Source organism: Streptomyces sp. NPDC058469 (assembly GCF_042721125.1).
Classification (GTDB): Bacteria; Actinomycetota; Actinomycetes; order Streptomycetales; family Streptomycetaceae; genus Streptomyces.
In genome coordinates this window covers 1-17,228 of sequence record NZ_JBHXME010000020.1, presented here as the reverse complement: position 1 = coordinate 17,228, position 17,228 = coordinate 1, and the positions used below count along the sequence as shown (strand labels likewise).

Below are 17,228 nucleotides of genomic sequence, written 5' to 3'. Positions count from 1 at the left end.
TTATTTCTCTGGGTTTCCGGTTGCCCCCCGGGGGGCGGGGGGGGTTAACCTGGGGTGGGGGGGGGCGACTGCTCCGCCGCCCGCAACGGCCACGCCATCACGCGGGGCCAACTGACCGAGCTCGGCGCCCCCAGCCACGACCGGTTCCGCGTCCTCGCTTCACAGGCCGCGCAGTCCACCGACCATCCCGGGCCGGACCGCCGGCCGCAAGGTTCTCGGTGCGTCGGTCGGCCGGCCCAGTCGCGGTAAGGGCTTGCGCACCCGCCCCGTTCGTGTGGCACGCTCACCGGCGACCGGCCGGTCTGATCGGCTCCGGTCTCGTCACCAGGTTCGACCGTGGAAAGGCAGCGTTATGCGCATCGGACTGCTCGGCACCGGCCCTTGGGCTCGGATGGCTCACGCCCCCGCCCTCAGTGGGCACGACGCGTGGGACTTCGCGGGCGTGTGGGGCCGCCGCCCCGACGCCGCCAAGGAGTTGGCCGACCAGTACGGCGTACCGGCCTACGACGATGTCGACGCCCTGCTCGCCGACGTGGACGCCGTTGCCGTGGCGCTGCCGCCGTCCGTCCAGGCCGAGGTGGCGGTGCGGGCCGCGCGGGCGGGCCGTCATCTGCTGCTGGACAAGCCCCTCGCACCGACGGTGGAGCAGGGGCGGGCCGTGGTGGACGCGGTGCGGGAGGCCGGGGTCGCGTCGGTCGTGTTCTTCACCACCCGCTTCCAGCCGGAGACCGAGGCGTGGGTGACCGAACAGGCCGCCGCCGGGGGTTGGTTCACGGCTCGGGCCGAGTGGCTCGGCTCGGTGTTCACCAGCGGCAGCCCGTTCGCGGCCTCGCCCTGGCGGCAGGAGAAGGGCGCGCTGTGGGACGTGGGCCCGCATGCTCTGTCCGTGTTGCTGCCGGTCCTCGGTGACGTCCGCCGGGTGGCCGCCGCCGTGCGGGGTCCCGGCGACACGGCCCTGCTGGTCCTGGACCACGTCGGCGGTGCGTCCAGCACGCTGACCCTGAGCCTGACCGCGCCGACCGCAGCGGCGGGAGCCACGGTCGAACTGCGCGGCGCAGCCGGGGTGACGAGCCTTCCGGACAGCTCGGGCAATGCGGTGTCCGCCCTGGTGCGCGCCGCCGACGCGCTGAGTGAGGCCGTCCGCACGGGCCGACCGCACGCGTGCGACGCTGTTTTCGGTCAGCGGGTCACCGAGATCCTGGCCGAGGCCGAGGCGATGGTGGACGGCGAGCCTGTCTGATCAGTCGCCCTGCCTGGTCGCTCCGACAAGTCGCTCTGGTCACTCGCTCTGATCACTCGCCGCCAGGTGGCTCCTCGTCCTCGTCGAACGGCTCGTCGCTCCACCGGAACCAGGCCCGCTCCCCCTCGATGTGCAGCAGGAACTCGGGCACGGGGCCGTCCGGCGAGGTCAGCGTCACCTGCCGGCTGATCTCGTCGTAGGCCTCCTCCCACCGGATCCAGTGCCCGTCGTCGTCCGCTTTCGTCAGGGCCAGTTCCCGCGCGAACAGCTCCTCCACCTCGCCGAACGCCGGACCGGCGGTGAACTTGCCCGACAGCCAGGGAAAGTCGGCGTCGTCGATCAGGATCTCCCCGACCGGCTCCTCGCCCCTGCGCACCTGCCAGACCTCGCCCACGAATCCCATCGCGCCTCCGTCCCACCGCGGACCGACCGGCCGTAGATCGACCTGCCGCCAGCATGGCACCCGGCACTGACAGTCCGCCCGGCCCGACCCGCGTCACGAGTCGGGCCGGGCCGACCGTCCTGCCCGCCTACGAACTACGAACCACGGACCGGTGCGCCTGGTCGACTAATCGATGACATGGAAGTTGGCCCGCTCCCGGATGACCGGATAGCCGACCTTCGCGAAGTGCGCGGCCATCGGAAAGTTGCCCTGGTCCGTGGCGGCGGCGATGAACTCGGCGCCGCGCTCGACGAGGTAATGGGTGCACTCGGCCAGCAGGTCGCGGGCGTAGCCGTGGCCGCGCTGTTCCGGTACGACCCCGATGAAGCCGACGCAGGGACCCGACGGGTTGTGGGCCGGGATGTGGATGCCCGCGAGGTCTCCCTCGGGGGTGCGTGCGACCTGCCACCACTCACGCGGGGACGGGCACCAGCGGAAGAAGTCGATCTCCTCCTGCGCGGCCTTCTCAACTCCCCCTTGCTGGCTGGCCCGTTGGGCGTGGGCGTCGAGGGTGACGGAGTGGATGCGGCGCAGCGCGTCGAAGAACACCGCGTCGTCCGGTTCGGGGGCGAAGACGAGGCGTCCGGGGCGTTCGGGCAGGCCGCACTCCGGTGTCCACCGGTAGATGAAACGCTCGACGAGGAGGTCGTAACCGGCCGCGCGCAGGGCGGTGAAGCGTGCCTCGGCGGCGGCGCGCAGTTCGGGGTTGTCGCGCCAGTCGGCGGGGAGGTTCAGTTCCACGTCGACGCGCCAGGGGGCGCTGCGCAGGAGTTCGGCCCCGGCCTCCTCCTCGCCCTCGATCACGTCGAAGCAGTCGACGGTGAGGGGTTCGGTGTCGTTCGGGCCGCCCCACCAGGCGGCGCGCGCGACGACCGTGCCGTCGCGCAGCGCCACTCGCTGCCAGTCGGGCCGCCAGATCGTCAGCCGGTGGGCGGCTCGGGCGCCGAGCGAGTCGGGAAGGGCGTCGAAAAGATGGGCGTCGCTCTCGTCGAGCGCGCGAATGACCGGATCGGTCATGGGTTTCCTCCGGGAGGGGTACCGCGTGGAGCGCTCCCGGTCAGGTCAGTCGAGGCACACCGGGTCGACGGGGAGGGAGCGCTGGGGTGTGGTGAACCTCATGGCACTCGCCTCCTTCCGCTGGTCTCAGGGCGTGCACGCACACGCTAGGGGTTGATCTCCCACCCGTCCATCGCATTTCCGGGCCGGCCCGGCGGAGCGGGACTCCGCCGGGCCGGTGTGCGTCACTTCGGCGGTTGTCCCGGGTCGGTAGCCCAGCTCGTGTTCGGTTCGGTGGCGAGGCGGAAGTCCAGCCTGCCGCCCTTGAGCGTCAGGCCCGCGCCGGTCCACGCGCGCGTGAGGCCATGGCCGTCGAGGCGTACGGCGTCGATGTACGGGTGGGTGTCGTCGGCGTCGGGGGCGGTGATGACGATGTCCGTGCGGCCCGGTCGGTCCACGACCGCCTTCGGGAAGAGCGGTGCGCCGAGCAGCAGGTCGGCGCTGCCCGGGGTGCGCGGATAGATCCCGAGGGCCGAGAGGACGTACCAGGCGGACATGGTGCCGAGGTCGTCGTTTCCGGGCAGGCCCGTGGGGCCGGTGCCGTAGGCCGTGTTGAGGATCTGGCGGACCGTCGCCTGGGTCTTCCAGGGCTGGCCGAGGGAGTCGTAGAGCCACGGCGCGTGGATGTCGGGCTCGTTGGTCGGGTCGTAGCGCAGTGCGTCGCCGCCCCGGACCGACCACGCGCCGTCGGCGGTGTGGAAGAAGCCGTCGAGCCGGGTCGCCGCCGCCTCGCGGCCGCCCATCGCCTCGGCGAGTCCCTGTACGTCCTGCGGGACCATCCAGACGTACGCGGCTGCCGAGCCCTGTGCGAAGCCGAGATCGCTCGCCGGGTTGAACGGGGTCACCCAGGAGCCGTCGAGGTTGCGCGCCTGGATGTAACCGGTGGCGGGGTTGAAGACGTTGCGCCAGTAGGCGCCCCGCTCGGTGAAGGTCTTCGCCTCGGCGGTACGGCCCAGCAGCTTCGCCCACTGGCCGAGGGCGGAGTCGGCGACGGCGTCCTCCAGGGTCTCGGCGGCGCCGCCCCAGCAGTGGCACGCGTTCTGGGCTGCGTAGTGGGAGGTCATGTACTGGGCGAGGTTGGGGCGTTGGCCCACGCACTGGCCGGGGCAGCCGGCGTCCGACAGTTCGTCCGGGTTGGGGACGGTGGCCTGGTGGACGAGGGAGTCGAAGGCGCCCTCGTAGTCGAAGTTGCGGACGCCCATGGCGTAGAAGGTGGCCAGGGTCGCGGCCGTCGGGTCGCCCGTCATGACGTGGGTGGCGCCGCTGATGTGCACCCAGCGGTCCCAGACTCCGCCGTTCTGTTTCGAGAAGTTGTAGAGCGATTGAGCGAAGTCGCCCGCGACAGTGGGCTTCAGGAGCGCGAGGAGCTGTATCTGGGCGCGGTACTGGTCCCAGCCGGAGAAGTTGCTGTACTGCGCCCGCTGCCCGCGCGCGAGCCGGTGGACGGCCTGGTCCATGCCCCAGTAGCGGCCGTCCTCGTCGCTGATCAGGTTGGGCTGCATGAGGGCGTGATAGAGCGCCGTGTAGAAGGTCTGACGGCGGGCGGGGGTGCCGCCGTCGACGCGTACGGTGCTCAGTTCGCGGTCCCAGGCGCGGGCGCCGGCCTCGGCAACGTCGGCCACGCGTGCGTGCGGGGCGATCTCCTGGCGCAGGTTGCTCTCGGCGCCCCCGAGGCTGACGTAGGAGATGCCGATCCGCATGCGGACATCGTTGTCAGAGCCCGTGTCGAAGCCGACCCAGCCGCCGGAGCCGCGTCCCGCGCGGTCGGCGCCGGTGGCGTATCCCTCGCCTCCGGAGGCGGTCGTCGACCCGGGTGACACCGTGCTGTCGTGCCAGGTGCCGACGGAGGAGAAGGCGCGGTCGAAGGAGGCGCTGAAGTAGAGCTTGTAGTAGCTCTTGCGGTTGTTGACGCCGCCGTTGGCTCGGCGCCCGCAGAAGGCTCCCGTGTACACCCAGCCGGTCACCTTGTGGTGGGCGGTGTCGATGTCGACGTGCGCGTCCTGGCTGCCGTTGAGGGAGTTGGAGACGCGGAAGAGCAGGCTCGCCGGGCGGTCGGCGGGGAAGGTGAAGTCGGCGACTCCGGCGCGCTTGCCGACGGCCAGGTCGGCGGTGGCGCCGGAGGCGAGGCCGAGGGTGTAGCGGCCGGGGGCGGCCTTCTCGTCGGCGTGCGAGAAGTTCGACGCGTACACGGCGTCCTTGGTGTCCGCCGAGGGGGACGAGGTGACGTCGCCGACGAACGGCATGATCGGTACGTCGCCCGCCGCGCCGGGGTTGCAGCCTGCGCCGTTGACGTGGGTGAGGCTCAGACCGCGGATGCGGGTGGCGCCGTACTCGTACCCGTTGGCGGCTCCCGTGCTGGTCTGGTCGCCGGTGGTGCTGGTCGGGGACCAGGCGATCATGCCGTACGGGAGGGTGGCGCCGGGGTAGGTGTTGCCGCCGTTGGCGGAACCGATCAGCGGGTCCACGAGGGAGGACGGCCGCTCGGACGGGCCGGTCGCCGCGGCGAGGGCGGGGAAGGGGGCGGCCACGGCGAGCGCGGTCGTGACCGCCACGGCCGCGACGCCGACGCCGAACCGTCTTGCCGTGCCCAGTAGTTGGTGACGCATGCGTCAAGTCGCCTTTCGGGGAAGGGACATGGGAAGGAACTTGGGGCCGAAGAGACAGGGGGCGTCGCGAGGCTAGGAGGTCGCGCGATGGGAGGGAAGAGGTGCCCGGGTACGGGTGATGAAGGACGGGTGAACGCTTCGCCGGGCGCTTAAGTGGCCCTTAAGTGGGGGTTAAGCCACCCAACTCACCACGTCTGCGCAGGTCAGCGCGGTGACAACTTCCCGCACAACCGTTGGCCCAGCCCGTGGTCGTGCGTAACATCGGGCCCCGGCGGCGGTGTCGACGCATGCTGTGAGAGCGCTCTCAGCGTCGGCACCGTCCGCTCCGAACAGTCCGACTCGCCCGGAGGTCCCCCCACATGACTCCCCGTCATCAGCGCACGCTCGGCCGTCGCAAGCTCCTCTTCGCCCTCGGTGGCGCGGCGGTGGCCGCTCCCGCCGTCGCCGCCCTCGCACCGCACGCCCTCGCGGACACCAAGTCCATGGAGACCAGCGCCGATCAGGCGGGCGCCCTCCCGCTGACGCTGGTCAACAACAGCGGCTCGTTCGACAACGCGAACGTGCACGTCTACGTCGTCGGGAACGTGGACGGCAAGCAGGTGCGGGTCACTCCCGAAGGGACGATCGCGCCGATCGCGCTCTCGGACAACGGTGCCGACGGTTTCACCGACTACGCGATCAGCCTCGACTCCGGTGCGGAGACGACGATTTCGCTCCCGTACCTGTCGGGCCGCATCTATGTGTCGCTCGGCGCGAAGCTCAAGTTCAAGGCCGTGGCGGACGGCAACGGCAACCCCGCGCTGCAGTACCCGGCCGGCTGGGTGACGTCCGACCCCAACTACGGGGTGCTGCACGACTGTGCCGAGTTCACGCACAACGCGTCGGGCATGTTCTGCAACACGACGATGGTCGACATGTTCAGCGTGCCGCTGAGCATCCGGCTGACCGGCGCGCAGGACCAGACGACGGGCACCCTGCGCGACGGCGGGCGGGCGTCGGTGTTCGACGCGGTACGGCAGGTCGAGGCGTTCGCCCCGCTGGTCGTGGACGACACGCGGGTCATCGCGCCGGGGCACGGGCTGGACGCGGGCCTGTTCGCCGCGGACTACTTCGCGCCGTACATCGACGAGGTGTGGAGCACGTACACCGGCAAGGACCTCACCGTCACCACGAACGCGGGCGCCTTCACCGGGCGGGTGCGCGCCGGCCAATTCACCTTCACCGGACCGGCCTCGGTCTCGTTCGCCAAGCCGTCCACGCGGGACGTGCTGTTCTGCGACGGCAACCTGGCCGCCCCGAACGACGGCACCACGGGCCCGGTCGCGGCCGTCCTCGGCGCCGGTTTCAACCGCTCGACACTCCTGTCGAACCCCGCCCAGCCGACCACCGACGCGTCGAGCTTCTACGCCACCGACCTCACGAACCACTACGCGAAGGCGGTGCACGCGGCCACCGCCGACGGCAAGGCGTACGGCTTCGCCTTCGACGACGTGGCGGACTTCGCGTCCTACGTCCAGGACACGGCGCCGACGGGGATACGGCTGACGCTCACGCCCTTCTAGGACGGTCCCGGGGCGGTTCTCCGCGTGCGGGGCCGGTCCCGCCGTAGGAGCGTGGTGGTGTGGGAAAGGTGCGCGTGCCGTCGTTCCGCCGGGTCCGGGAGCCGGCCCGGCGGGGGTGGCTTCGGGGCGCGCCGGCGCCGCGGTGGGTGCGGGTGCTGCCGGGGGCGCTGGTGGTGGGGGTGGGCGTGGCGACGCTTGCCAGCCCACGCTCGCTCGACATCGGCTTCCTGCTGGGCGCCATCCCGCCGCTGGCCGGGCTGTCCTACGGCCCTCTCGCGACCGCGCTGCTGGGCGGTGCCACGGTCGCCCTGCTGACCGTCCCGGCGTTCCATCTGAACAATCCCGGTGAGACCGATCTGCTGACGGTCCTGTTCGTCGCGGTGCTGAGTGTGTTCGTGTCCTTCGTCCGCAGTCGCCGTGATGCCCAGCTGGACCTGGAGCGCACGGTCGCCGAGGCCGCGCAGCGGGCCGTCGTGCCGCCGCTGCCGGAGCGGGTGGGGCCGGTCGGGTGCGCGGGGCTGTACCGGGCGGCGCAGCGCGGGACGCTGGTCGGCGGGGACTTCTTCGACGTACGGGACGGGCCGTACGGCGTGCGGGCGGTCATGGGCGATGTGCAGGGGCACGGGCTGTCGGCCGTCGCGACGGTCGCCTCGCTGCTCGGGGCGTTCCGGGAGGCGGTGCTCGACCTGCCAGGCCTGGAGGCGGTCGCGGCGCGGCTGGACCGGCGGCTGGTGGTGGACTCGGCGCGGTCGGCGCACGCGGAGCTGTTCGCCACGGCGGTGCTGCTGGAGTTCACGGCGGACGCGGACGCCGTGCGGATCGTGGCCTGTGGGCATCCGGCTCCTGTGTTGCTGCGCGGGGGCCGGGTCGCGGAGATCGACGTCGAGGCGTGGACGCCGCTCGGTCTCGGGCTGTCCGACGCCGGTCCGCTGAGCGGGGCGACTCTCCAACTGCGGCCCGGGGACCGGCTGTTCCTCGCCTCCGACGGGGTGTGGGAGGCGCGGGACACGGTCGGTGCGTTCTATCCCTTCGCCGAGCGGCTGGCCCAACTCGCCGACGACGACCCGGCCTTGATGGCGGAGCGGGTGTGGGCCGACCTGCTGCGGCACTCCCCTGAGATCCGGGACGACGTGACGATGCTCGTGCTCACACCCCGGACGCGACCGTTCGGCAGGTGAGGCGCACGCCCTCACGCCCCGGATGCCGTACGGGAGTTGAGGCTCACGTCTGTTCGTGGTCACCCTCGGCGTCGATGTGCGGCAGGATCCGGTCCAGGAACCGTGGTGTCCACCAGGCGTGCCGGCCCAGCAGGGTCATGACCGCGGGCACCATCAGCAGCCGTACGACCGTGGCGTCGATCAGCACGCTGACGGCCAGGCCGAGGCCGAGCATCTTGACCACGATGTTGTCGCTGACGACGAAGGCCGCGAAGACGCTGACCATGATCAGCGCGGCACAGGTGATGACGCGCGCGGTGATCTCCAGGGCATGGGCGACGGACGCCTCGGCGTCGCCGGTGCGCAGCCAGGCCTCGTGGACACGGGAGAGCAGGAAGATCTCGTAGTCCATGCTCAGGCCGAAGATGATCGCGAACATCATCATCGGGACGTAGCTCTCGATGGGGACCTTGCCGGCGACGCCCAGCGCGGGGCCGCCCCAGCCCCATTGGAAGACGGCGACGACGACGCCGTAGGAGGCGGCGATGGAGAGCACGTTGAGGACGGCGGCCTTGAGGGCGACGAGCAGGCCGCGGAACACGGCGAGGATGATCAGGAAGGCCAGGGCGACCACCACGCCGATGATCAGGGGCAGTCGGCTCGACACGATGTCGCGGAAGTCGACCTGGGCCGCGGTGGTGCCGGTGACGTAGCCCTTGGCGGAGGTGCCGGAGACCGCGTCGGGCAGGGTGTCGTGGACGAGCCGGTTGCTGAGGTCGGTGGTGTCCGCGCTCTGCGGGGACTGCTTGGAGTAGACGGTGCCGACGAGGACGTCACCGTCCTTGGTGGTCGTCAGCGGGGTGACCTTGGCGGCGCCCTGCACTCCGTCGAGGGTCTTCTGGGCCTGGCTGGAGAGGGCCGAGCGCTGGGAGGAGGGGACGCCGCTCTGGTCGATGACTATGGTCAGCGGGCCGTTGGAACCGGGCCCGAAGGCGTCGGTCATCAGGTCGAAGGCGCGGCGGTCCGTGAACGACGTGGGGTCGGCGCCGTCGCCGATGTGGCCGAGTTGGAGGGAGAAGACCGGGATCGCGAGGACGACGACGGCCGCGACACCCGCCGCGAGGAACGTCCACGGCCGGTGTTCCACGCGCTGTGCGTAGCGGTGCCAGGTGCCCGTGGGTTCGGCGCCCGGCGCGGCGTCGGTCTCGGCGACCGGGCGGCGCACCCGGTAGCGGTCGATCCGCCTGCCGAGGAGCCCGAGCAGGGCGGGCACGAGGGTGAGCGCGCCGATGACCGCCGATACGACCGTCACGGCGGCCGCGAGCCCGAGTTTGCCGATGAAGGGCACACCGGACACGAACAGTCCGGCGAGCGCGACGATCACGGTGCAGCCCGAGACGAGCACGGCCCGGCCACTGGTCGCCGTGGCCTGTCCGGCGGCGCGCACGGGATCGGAGCCGTTCATGAGGTTCTGCCGGTGACGGGTGATCAGGAACAGCGCGTAGTCGATGCCGACCCCGATGCCGATCATCGTCGCCAGGGTCGGTGACACCGTCGCGAAGGTGAGCGCCGCCGCCAGCAGTCCGAGGCAGGCGAGTCCCCCGATGACGCTGATCAGCGCGGTCACCAGGGGCATCGCGGCGGCGATCACACTGCCGAAGCCGATCAGCAGGACGACGATCGCCACGGCGAACCCGATGAGTTCGCTGACCCGGTCGTCGGCGGCGGGCCGGGCCAGTTCGCCGAGCGGTCCGCCGTACTCGACCTGGGCGCCGGCGGTCCGCAACGGCTTCACGGAGGTGTCGACGCCGTGGAGGTAGCCGTCGCCGAGGGTGGACGGCTGTACGTCGAAACGGATGGTGATGTACGCGGTCTTCGCGTCGGAGGAGAGGGGGCCGACGTTCGGGCTGGAGGACGTCGGTGTCGTTCCGGGCTGTGGCAGGGGGTTCTGCACCGACAGGACGTGCGGGAGCTTCTGCAGGTCGCCGACCGTCTCGGACATCTGCGAGTTCAGGGAGGTGAGCGCCTTGTCCTTGTCGTGCAGGACGATCTGGCTGCTGTAGCCCCCGGCCGCCGGATCGTGCTCCTTGAGGACCTGCAGACCGTGCTGGGATTGTACGCCGGACAGCGAGAAGTCGTCCGAATAGTCGCCCCCGAAGGACCTGTTGAGGACTTGCAGCGCGGCCAGCGCGACGAGCCAGGCGACGATCACGATCACGAAGTGCCGGGCGCACCACTCCCCCAGCCGCCGCAGCACCCCCTTGGCAGCCGTCCGGCCGTCCCCTGCGCTGGATCCCGTGGGCGCCATGGCCTCGGCCTTTTCCGCCGGGTGACACTTCCGACACACCCATTAGACGCCCGTGGGATCACTCCGGCATCTTGGGCTTCTTGGGAAGATCAACGGGCGTACGGTGACCCCGCCGAACGGTCGGTGTCCGCCGGCAGGTGCAGCAAGTCCCGCCCGATCGCCGGGAGTTCCGGTACGCCCGTCAGCCGCATTGTCTCGACCAGTTCCGCCGTCAGGTCCCCGATCAGGCGCGTCACACCCTCCGCACCGGCCAGGGACAGTGCCCACAGGGTCGGGCGACCGACGAACACCGCTCGGGCTCCGAGGGCGAGCGCGGCGAAGACGTGGGTGCCCCGGCGCAGTCCGCCGTCCACGTACACCTCGGTGTCCGTCCCGGCGACGGCGTCGACCACCTCCGGCAGCGCCCAGGCCGTCGGGACCAGCCCGTCGAGCTGACGGCCGCCGTGGTTGGAGACGATCAGCCCGGCGGCGCCGGCGTCCACAAAGGCACGGGCGTCGTCGCCGCGCAGGACGCCCTTGACGACGACCGGCAGCCCGGTCAGGTCGCGCAGCCAGGCGATGACGTCCGGGGTGAGGTCCGGCGCGTGCTCGGCGGCCTCCCGGTCGGGGGTGCCGGTGACGTTGCCGTAGAGATCCTCCGGCCCCACGAAGTCGGCGACATGCGCGCCGGGTTGGCCGTGAGAGCCGATGACCGGTGTGTCGGCGGTCAGCACGACCGCCCGGGCGCCGGCCGCCACGGCCCGCCGCAGCGTCTCCTCGGTCAGGGACCGGTCGCGGGCCACGTACACCTGCACCCACCACGGCGTTCCCGAGGGCTCCAGGGCCGAGAACGGGACCGCGGTGTTCGAGGTCACCGCGAGCAGTGACCCCGCACCGGCCGCGCCGAGGGCGGTGGCCGCCTCGCCGTCGGGATGGGCGCGGCGCTGCAAGGTGCTCGGAGCGATGAGGATCGGCGTGTCAACTGCCGTGCCCAGGACGGTCGTCGAGGTCTCGCACCGGGACACGTCCCGCAGGATGTGCGGGCGCAGCCGGAATCCGTCCCAGGCCGGGACAGCCTCGGCGACGCTGAGACCCTGCCCCGCACCTCTGCGGAAGTAGGCGTGGATCTCCGGTGGAAGGAGACCGGCCGCCCGCTCCTCGATGCCGTCCAGCCAGCGCACCACGCCCGTCACACCGCTCCCCCTTCGTGCACGATGCACCGACCCTAGCGACTCAACTTCCTTTCCTCACACGCCATTTCAGACACTTGGCGCAGAAGTGAACAGAGGCCGGTCAGTTTCGAAGGGAAGTCCTGTTACACCGTGCGAGAGCGGTCGATGACGGTGTGTACTGTGCTCCGGGCGCCCCGCCTGAGGGGCCCGGACTCAGCCCTGCCCGACTTCGCTTGGACTCGATTCGATGACCGAATTACCGGACCTGGTGGCCGGTGCTCTCGCCGCCGGCACGCTGTCCGCACTGGCGCTCGGTGCCGGGCTGCTGCGGTCGCGGCGTCAACGTGCCCTGCAGCGTGCGGAGATCACCGAGCTGCGGGACCGACTGACCGGTGTCCAGGCTGCGTTGGCGGCCGAGGTCGAGCATCTGGCGGGGCAGCGGATTCCGGCCGCCGCCCGGCATCTCACACATCCGCGGGTCGCCGTGCCGGGGCCGGGGCAGCCGCAGTTCATCGGTTCGCCCCTCGGGATCGCCCTCGAAAGCGTGCTGAACGCGGTGCGTTCGGAGCTCGCCGCGCAGCGCAACCGCATCGACGCCGCCGCGCAGGCCGGGATGCGCGGGGCCACCCGTGAGATCCAGGCCGCCCTGTACCGGCTGCAGGACGCCCTGCGCTCGCTCCAACAGCGGTACGACGACCCGGAGTTGGCGCAGACCCTGTTCATGCTGGACCACGAGAACGAGCAGTCGCTGCGCCGTGCGCAGGTCGCGGCCGTCGTGTGTGGTGCGTGGGTCGGGCTCGCGCGTGAGGAGTCGCACCTCGTGGAGGCGGTGACCGGCGGGCAGGCCCGGCTCGCCGGGTACCACCGCGTGCGGGTGCACAACCACCTCGAAGCCGGCACCGCGCTCGTCTCGCACGCCGTCGAACCGGTCGCCGTCATCGTCGCCGAACTCCTCGACAACGCGCTGCGGCACTCCGCCCCGGACACCGACGTCGTGGTCAACCTTGAACACGTCCATCACGGCGCCTGCGTCACCGTCGACGACGCGGGGCTCGGCATGACCCAGGACGAACGCGACCACGCCCGGCGGATGGTGGCCGGTTCCGACCCGATCCTGCTCACCGACCTGGGCGACCCGCCGCGCATGGGGTTCGCCGCGATCGGCCGCCTGACCCGGCAGTTCGACCTCGGTGTCGACGTGTCCTCGCCCTCCCCGTACGGCGGCGTCCGCGCGGTCCTGCGGATCGACAGCCATCTCCTGAGCCGTATCGACCCCGAGCGGCAGCCACCCGCGGCGGGCGCCCCGCGCTCGACCCGCCGGGCCCCCGCACCCACCCGCACGCCCGCGCCCGCACCGGCCCACTCCTACGGCTCCGAGCGCGACGAGCGGACCGAACGGGCCGAGCGAGCCGTGCGGGGTGTCGCCGACGTGTCCGGGCATCCGGCCGTACCCGATGCCGGCGGCCTGCCGCGACGCCGTCGCCGCACCGCGGCCGCCGCATCAGCCGCCCCAGTCGCACCGGCCGCGCTGGAAACACACCGGCCCGAGGCACACCAGCCCGAGCGCCGCCCGGAGCAGGCCGCCGCCGCACTCGGCGCCCTCCAGTCCGGCACCGCCGCCGCGCGCGCCGCGATCGACGACGCCGAGACCGCCGTAGAAAAGCGGGCCGCGGCATCCGCGGCAGCGAGAGTGACAGCACAGGACACACACCAGACCGACTACGAAGGGGGAGCGGCTAGATGAGCAGCCGCGATGGGGGCGACACGGCGTGGGCGCTCGATCCGATCCTGGAGGTGCCGCACGTGGTGGCGGCGGTGCTGTTGACCCGGGACGGGCTGGTGCGGGGGTACACCGACGCGCTGTCCCAGGCCTCGGGCGAGCGGGTGGCCGCGATCACCAGCACCGTGCAGGGGGCGTGCCGTACCGCCGCGGCGGCGTTCGCCGACCGGGAACGGGCCGAGATACGGCAGGTGGTCATCGAGTCGGACCACGGCTATGTGCTCATCGTCCCTACGGATCACGGGACTTGTGTGGCGGCCTACGGCGACAGCGAGGTGCGGCTGGATCTGCTGGCGCACCGGGTGCACTCGCAGGTGGCGCGGCTGGGTGAGAAGGCGATGGCCGCCGCTCCGCGGGGAGTTGACGGCGGCGCGCCGGCATGACGGGCCGCCGCGGCGGCCGTCCTCTCGTTCCCGCGTATCTGTCGACCGGCGGTGTGGCCCGGCCCAGCCGCCCGCATCTGGAGCGGCTGACGGTGCTCAGCGGCAGCGGCGAGCCCGCCCCGGCCGAACTGCCCGCGGCCCAACTCGCCCTGCTGGACGCCCTGCACGGCGGTTCGCTGACGGTGCTGGAGGCGGCGGCCCTGCTGGAGCTGCCCGTGTCCGCGGTGCGCGTCCTGGCCGCCGGTCTCGTCGACCGGAGCCTGGTCCTCGCCCGTGCCCCGATCCCGCCCGCCGAACGCTTCGACCCCGACCTGCTGAAGAGAGTCGCAGATGGCCTACGCGCCCTCAAGCACCACTAGCGGCAGCACCACCAGCGGCATCCATCTGCCGGACACCGCCCGCGAGTTGGTCAAGATCCTGATCGCGGGACCCTTCGGGGTGGGCAAGACGACCCTCATCGACTCCGTGTCGGAGATCCGGCCGCTGCACACCGAGGAGCGGCTCAGCGAGGCGTCAGTCCACCTGGACGATCTCGACGGGGTGCGGGAGAAGTCGACGACGACCGTCGCGATCGACTTCGGCCGGATCAGCCTGCCGGGCGGGATCGTCCTGTATCTGTTCGGCACACCCGGGCAGGAGCGGTTCCGCGCCCTGTGGGAGGACATCGCATACGGCGCGCTCGGGGCGCTCGTGCTGGTCGACAGCCGCCGGATCGACGCCTCGTTCGACGTGCTCGGGCTGGTGGAGGAGAGCGGGCTGCCGTACGCCGTCGCGTTCAACACCTTCCCGGACGCGCCCCGGCACCACACCGAGCAACAGCTGCGCGCCGCGCTGGACTTGGCGCCCGGCACGCCGCTGGTGACCTGTGACGCCCGGGACGCGGACTCGTCTCTCGACGCGCTGCTCGCCCTGGTCCAGCATCTGATCGACCGCGACCCTCCGGAGCACCGGTGACCACCACTTCCCCCGTCGGCCCCACCCGTCCCGTCCGGCTGTGGGAGGACGGCTTCGCGCTGGATCCCTACGGCTACTACGCCGCCCTGCGCGCCCAGGGCCCGGTCGGCTGGGCCGAACTCGCCCCGGGCGTACCGGCGTACGTCGTCACCGAGCGGCACGCCGCGCTGGAGTTGCTGCGCGACACCGACACGTTCTCGCACGACCCCCGGCCGTGGGAGTCGACGGTCGCCGAGGACTCGCCGGTCCTCGGGATGATGCGCTGGCGGCCCAACTCCCTGTTCGCGGACGGCGCGGCGCACGTCCGTTACCGTGCCTCGCTGATCGACACCTTCGAGCGGATCGAGCCGCACGACCTGCGCGCCCGGGTGCACCGGGCGGTGCATGTGCTCGTGAGCCGGATCGGGCCGCGCGGAAATGCCGATCTGGTGGGCGAGTTCGCCAGGCCGCTGATGGCGCTGGTGTTCAACAGCCTCTTCGGGCTGCCCGACAGCCAGAGCGAGCGGCTGGACCGGGCGCTGGGCATGATGATGGAGGGCGGCGCCCAAGCGGCCGAGGGCGAGGCCGAGTTCGGCGGTTATGTCCTCGAACTGATCGCCGCCAAAGCCGAGTCGCGCGGCGACGACCTGCCGAGCTGGCTGCTCGACCATCCGGCCGGGCTGACCCCGGAGGAGGTCGCCTGGCAGGTGTTCCTCACCCTGGGCGCGGGCCACGAGCCGACCGCGAACCTGGTGTCCAACGCGCTGTCCCGCATCCTCGGCACCTCGGCCTACTACTCCACTCTGACCAGTGGCGCCCGACCGGTCATGGACGCCGTGGTGGAGGTCCTGCACCACGAGACCCCGCTCGCCAACTACGGCATCCACTACGCCCGTTCCCCCGTGACGTTCCACGGCGCGTGGATCAGGCCGGCCGTCCCGGTCGTCGTCTCGTACGGCGCGCTCGCGCACTTCGCCGAGCAGGAGGTGGTCACCGGCCGGCATCCCAAGGACGCCTCGCACCTGTCGTGGTCGGCGGGCCCGCACGCCTGCCCGGTCAAGCAGCACACGCTGCTCATCACGACGGAGGCGATCGAGCAGCTCACCCTGTGGCTGCCCGACCTCGAACCCGTCGTACCGCGCGAGCAGTTGACCTGGCGGCCGGGCCCCTTCCACCGCTCACTCACGTCGCTGCCCGTCCGGTTCAGCCCCCGCTCCCCCGACCAGCCAGGAGATCCGTCGTGACCGTGTCCGACCGCATCGCCCTCGACCCGTTCGGCGCCGACATGGCCGCCGAGAGCGCCAAGCTGCGTGCCCTCGGCCCGATCGTGCCCGTCGAACTGCCCGGCGGCATCCCCGCCTGGGCCCCCACCGGCTACGACACCCTCAAAGAACTGATCCTCGACCCGCAGGTCAGCAAGGACCCCCGGCTGCACTGGAACCTGTGGTCCGAGATCGGCGAACACCCGTCCTGGGGCTGGGTGTTGGGCTGGGTCGGCGTCATCAACATGCTCTCCACCTACGGCACCGACCACGCCCGCCTGCGCAAACTCGTCGCGCCCAGCTTCACCCACCGGCGCACCGAGGCGATGCGCACCCGCGTGGAGGCGATCACCGTAGAACTGCTCGACGCGATGGCGGCCGACGGCGCCGAGGTGGTCGACGTCAGGGCGGCGTTCGCCCATCCCCTGCCGATGCGGATCATCTGCGAACTGTTCGGTGTGCCCGACGAGTTGGTGGACGACACCGGTCGGCTGATCGCGGCCATCATGGACACCTCGGACCCGTCTCCGGAGCACGCGGCGTCCGTGCAGCGGCAGATCGGCACGGTGCTCCCCGCGCTGATCGCCCACCGCAGCGAGCACCCCGGCGACGACCTCACCACCGAACTGATCCGGGTGCGCGACGAGGACGGCGACCGGCTCAGCGACGAGGAACTGCTGTACACGCTGCTGCTGGTGATCGGCGCGGGCTTCGAGACGACGGTCAACCTCATAGGCAACGCGATCGTCGCGCTGCTCAAGCGCCCCGAACAGTTGGCGGACGTACGCGCCGGGAAGATCGGCTGGGACGCGGTCGTCGACGAGACCCTGCGCGTCCACCCGTCCATCGCCTCGCTGCCGCTGCGGTTCGCGGTCGGTGACCTCACCGTCGGCGACGTCACCGTCCCGGCCGGGGACGCCATCATCACGACGTTCGCCGCGGCGGGGCTCGATCCCGCGCACTACGGTCCGGACGCGGACGTCTTCGACGCGGCCCGCGGAGCCGACGACCACATGTCGTTCGGCATCGGCGTGCACCGCTGCATCGGGGCGCCCCTCGCCCGCGTGGAGGCCCTGACCGCGCTGCCCGCGTTCTTCGACCGCTTCCCGGACGCCCGGCTCGCCGTCGACGCGGACGAGCTGCGCCAGGTGCCGTCCTTCATCGCCTTCGGCTGGCAGGAGGTACCGGTACGGCTGCGCGGCTGAGCCGGTCAGCCGGTACGTCCGGCCACGCGGCGAAACCGGTCGCACGCGCCGGGCGCCCATGGACCCGGCGGCGGTGGAACCGCCCCGCCCCGGGCACCGGGGGGGGCCGCGGCGGAGCCGGTCCAGCCCGGGGTCGGGGGGGA

The 17,228-nt window shown here is 71.8% G+C and carries 14 protein-coding genes; 9 read left to right on the top strand and 5 right to left on the bottom strand.

Features of this window, described 5'->3' with window-relative positions; genetic code table 11:
- Positions 1–352: 352 nt before the first annotated feature.
- The gene (locus tag ACFWP5_RS12730) at positions 353–1,240 is read left to right on the top strand and encodes a Gfo/Idh/MocA family protein (RefSeq protein ID WP_384154339.1); all 888 of its coding nucleotides are present in this window, start codon (positions 353–355) and stop codon (positions 1,238–1,240) included.
- A gap of 52 nt (positions 1,241–1,292) precedes the next feature.
- On the opposite strand, the gene ACFWP5_RS12725 is transcribed toward ACFWP5_RS12730, so the two are convergent.
- From ACFWP5_RS12725 to ACFWP5_RS12715, 3 genes are all read right to left on the bottom strand, one after another.
- Complete coding sequence (locus ACFWP5_RS12725) at positions 1,293–1,643, bottom strand: hypothetical protein (RefSeq protein WP_384154337.1); 351 nt, start codon at positions 1,641–1,643, stop codon at positions 1,293–1,295.
- A 165-nt stretch (positions 1,644–1,808) separates the two neighbouring features.
- Positions 1,809–2,699 carry a GNAT family N-acetyltransferase gene (locus ACFWP5_RS12720; RefSeq protein WP_384154335.1) on the bottom strand — a complete coding sequence of 297 codons (891 nt, stop codon included), beginning with the start codon at positions 2,697–2,699 and terminating at the stop codon, positions 1,809–1,811.
- A 224-nt stretch (positions 2,700–2,923) separates the two neighbouring features.
- Complete coding sequence (locus tag ACFWP5_RS12715; RefSeq protein ID WP_384154333.1) at positions 2,924–5,344, bottom strand: GH92 family glycosyl hydrolase; 2,421 nt, start codon at positions 5,342–5,344, stop codon at positions 2,924–2,926.
- A gap of 359 nt (positions 5,345–5,703) precedes the next feature.
- Between ACFWP5_RS12715 and ACFWP5_RS12710 the strand changes: the two genes are divergently transcribed.
- Positions 5,704–6,906 carry a glycoside hydrolase family 64 protein gene (locus ACFWP5_RS12710; protein WP_384154331.1) on the top strand — a complete coding sequence of 401 codons (1,203 nt, stop codon included), beginning with the start codon at positions 5,704–5,706 and terminating at the stop codon, positions 6,904–6,906.
- 59 nt (positions 6,907–6,965) lie between these two features.
- Positions 6,966–8,084, top strand: coding sequence for a PP2C family protein-serine/threonine phosphatase (locus ACFWP5_RS12705; RefSeq protein ID WP_384154329.1), 1,119 nt, complete (start codon positions 6,966–6,968; stop codon positions 8,082–8,084).
- A 43-nt stretch (positions 8,085–8,127) separates the two neighbouring features.
- Here ACFWP5_RS12705 and ACFWP5_RS12700 read toward each other — a convergent pair whose 3' ends face one another.
- Entirely contained in the window at positions 8,128–10,371 is a 2,244-nt protein-coding gene (locus ACFWP5_RS12700; protein ID WP_384154327.1) for an MMPL family transporter, read from the bottom strand.
- A gap of 89 nt (positions 10,372–10,460) precedes the next feature.
- A complete protein-coding gene (locus ACFWP5_RS12695) occupies positions 10,461–11,543 on the bottom strand; it encodes an alpha-hydroxy acid oxidase (RefSeq protein ID WP_384154326.1) in 1,083 nt (360 codons plus the stop codon).
- A gap of 226 nt (positions 11,544–11,769) precedes the next feature.
- On the opposite strand from ACFWP5_RS12695, the gene ACFWP5_RS12690 reads away from it, so the two are divergent.
- Genes ACFWP5_RS12690 through ACFWP5_RS12665 form a run of 6 tightly spaced genes read left to right on the top strand, consistent with a single transcriptional unit; the run spans position 11,770 to position 17,085 of the window.
- Positions 11,770–13,266 (top strand): sensor histidine kinase, encoded by a 1,497-nt coding sequence (locus ACFWP5_RS12690; protein WP_384154324.1) that lies wholly within the window; start codon positions 11,770–11,772, stop codon positions 13,264–13,266.
- Positions 13,263–13,685 (top strand): roadblock/LC7 domain-containing protein, encoded by a 423-nt coding sequence (locus ACFWP5_RS12685; protein WP_384154322.1) that lies wholly within the window; start codon positions 13,263–13,265, stop codon positions 13,683–13,685. The genes ACFWP5_RS12690 and ACFWP5_RS12685 overlap by 4 nt, the downstream gene beginning before the upstream one ends.
- Positions 13,682–14,044: a DUF742 domain-containing protein gene (locus ACFWP5_RS12680; protein WP_384154320.1), complete on the top strand. Its 363-nt coding sequence runs from the start codon at positions 13,682–13,684 to the stop codon at positions 14,042–14,044. The genes ACFWP5_RS12685 and ACFWP5_RS12680 overlap by 4 nt, the downstream gene beginning before the upstream one ends.
- Complete coding sequence (locus tag ACFWP5_RS12675) at positions 14,016–14,639, top strand: ATP/GTP-binding protein (protein WP_384154318.1); 624 nt, start codon at positions 14,016–14,018, stop codon at positions 14,637–14,639. The genes ACFWP5_RS12680 and ACFWP5_RS12675 overlap by 29 nt, the downstream gene beginning before the upstream one ends.
- Positions 14,636–15,862: a cytochrome P450 gene (locus ACFWP5_RS12670; protein ID WP_384154316.1), complete on the top strand. Its 1,227-nt coding sequence runs from the start codon at positions 14,636–14,638 to the stop codon at positions 15,860–15,862. The genes ACFWP5_RS12675 and ACFWP5_RS12670 overlap by 4 nt, the downstream gene beginning before the upstream one ends.
- A complete protein-coding gene (locus ACFWP5_RS12665; RefSeq protein ID WP_384154314.1) occupies positions 15,859–17,085 on the top strand; it encodes a cytochrome P450 in 1,227 nt (408 codons plus the stop codon). Before ACFWP5_RS12670 ends, ACFWP5_RS12665 begins: the two co-directional genes overlap by 4 nt.
- The last annotated feature ends 143 nt before the right edge of the window (positions 17,086–17,228 follow it).

What these genes read in the sequence shown, in the direction of transcription:
- ACFWP5_RS12725 (WP_384154337.1), bottom strand. Translation starts at nt 1,643, where the DNA reads ATGGGATTCGTGGGCGAGGTCTGGCAGGTGCGCAGGGGCGAGGAGCCG.
- ACFWP5_RS12675 (WP_384154318.1), top strand. Translation starts at nt 14,016, where the DNA reads ATGGCCTACGCGCCCTCAAGCACCACTAGCGGCAGCACCACCAGCGGC.
- ACFWP5_RS12730 (WP_384154339.1), top strand. Translation starts at nt 353, where the DNA reads ATGCGCATCGGACTGCTCGGCACCGGCCCTTGGGCTCGGATGGCTCAC.
- ACFWP5_RS12720 (WP_384154335.1), bottom strand. Translation starts at nt 2,699, where the DNA reads ATGACCGATCCGGTCATTCGCGCGCTCGACGAGAGCGACGCCCATCTT.
- ACFWP5_RS12685 (WP_384154322.1), top strand. Translation starts at nt 13,263, where the DNA reads ATGAGCAGCCGCGATGGGGGCGACACGGCGTGGGCGCTCGATCCGATC.
- ACFWP5_RS12700 (WP_384154327.1), bottom strand. Translation starts at nt 10,371, where the DNA reads ATGGCGCCCACGGGATCCAGCGCAGGGGACGGCCGGACGGCTGCCAAG.
- ACFWP5_RS12690 (WP_384154324.1), top strand. Translation starts at nt 11,770, where the DNA reads ATGACCGAATTACCGGACCTGGTGGCCGGTGCTCTCGCCGCCGGCACG.
- ACFWP5_RS12680 (WP_384154320.1), top strand. Translation starts at nt 13,682, where the DNA reads ATGACGGGCCGCCGCGGCGGCCGTCCTCTCGTTCCCGCGTATCTGTCG.
- ACFWP5_RS12710 (WP_384154331.1), top strand. Translation starts at nt 5,704, where the DNA reads ATGACTCCCCGTCATCAGCGCACGCTCGGCCGTCGCAAGCTCCTCTTC.
- ACFWP5_RS12715 (WP_384154333.1), bottom strand. Translation starts at nt 5,344, where the DNA reads ATGCGTCACCAACTACTGGGCACGGCAAGACGGTTCGGCGTCGGCGTC.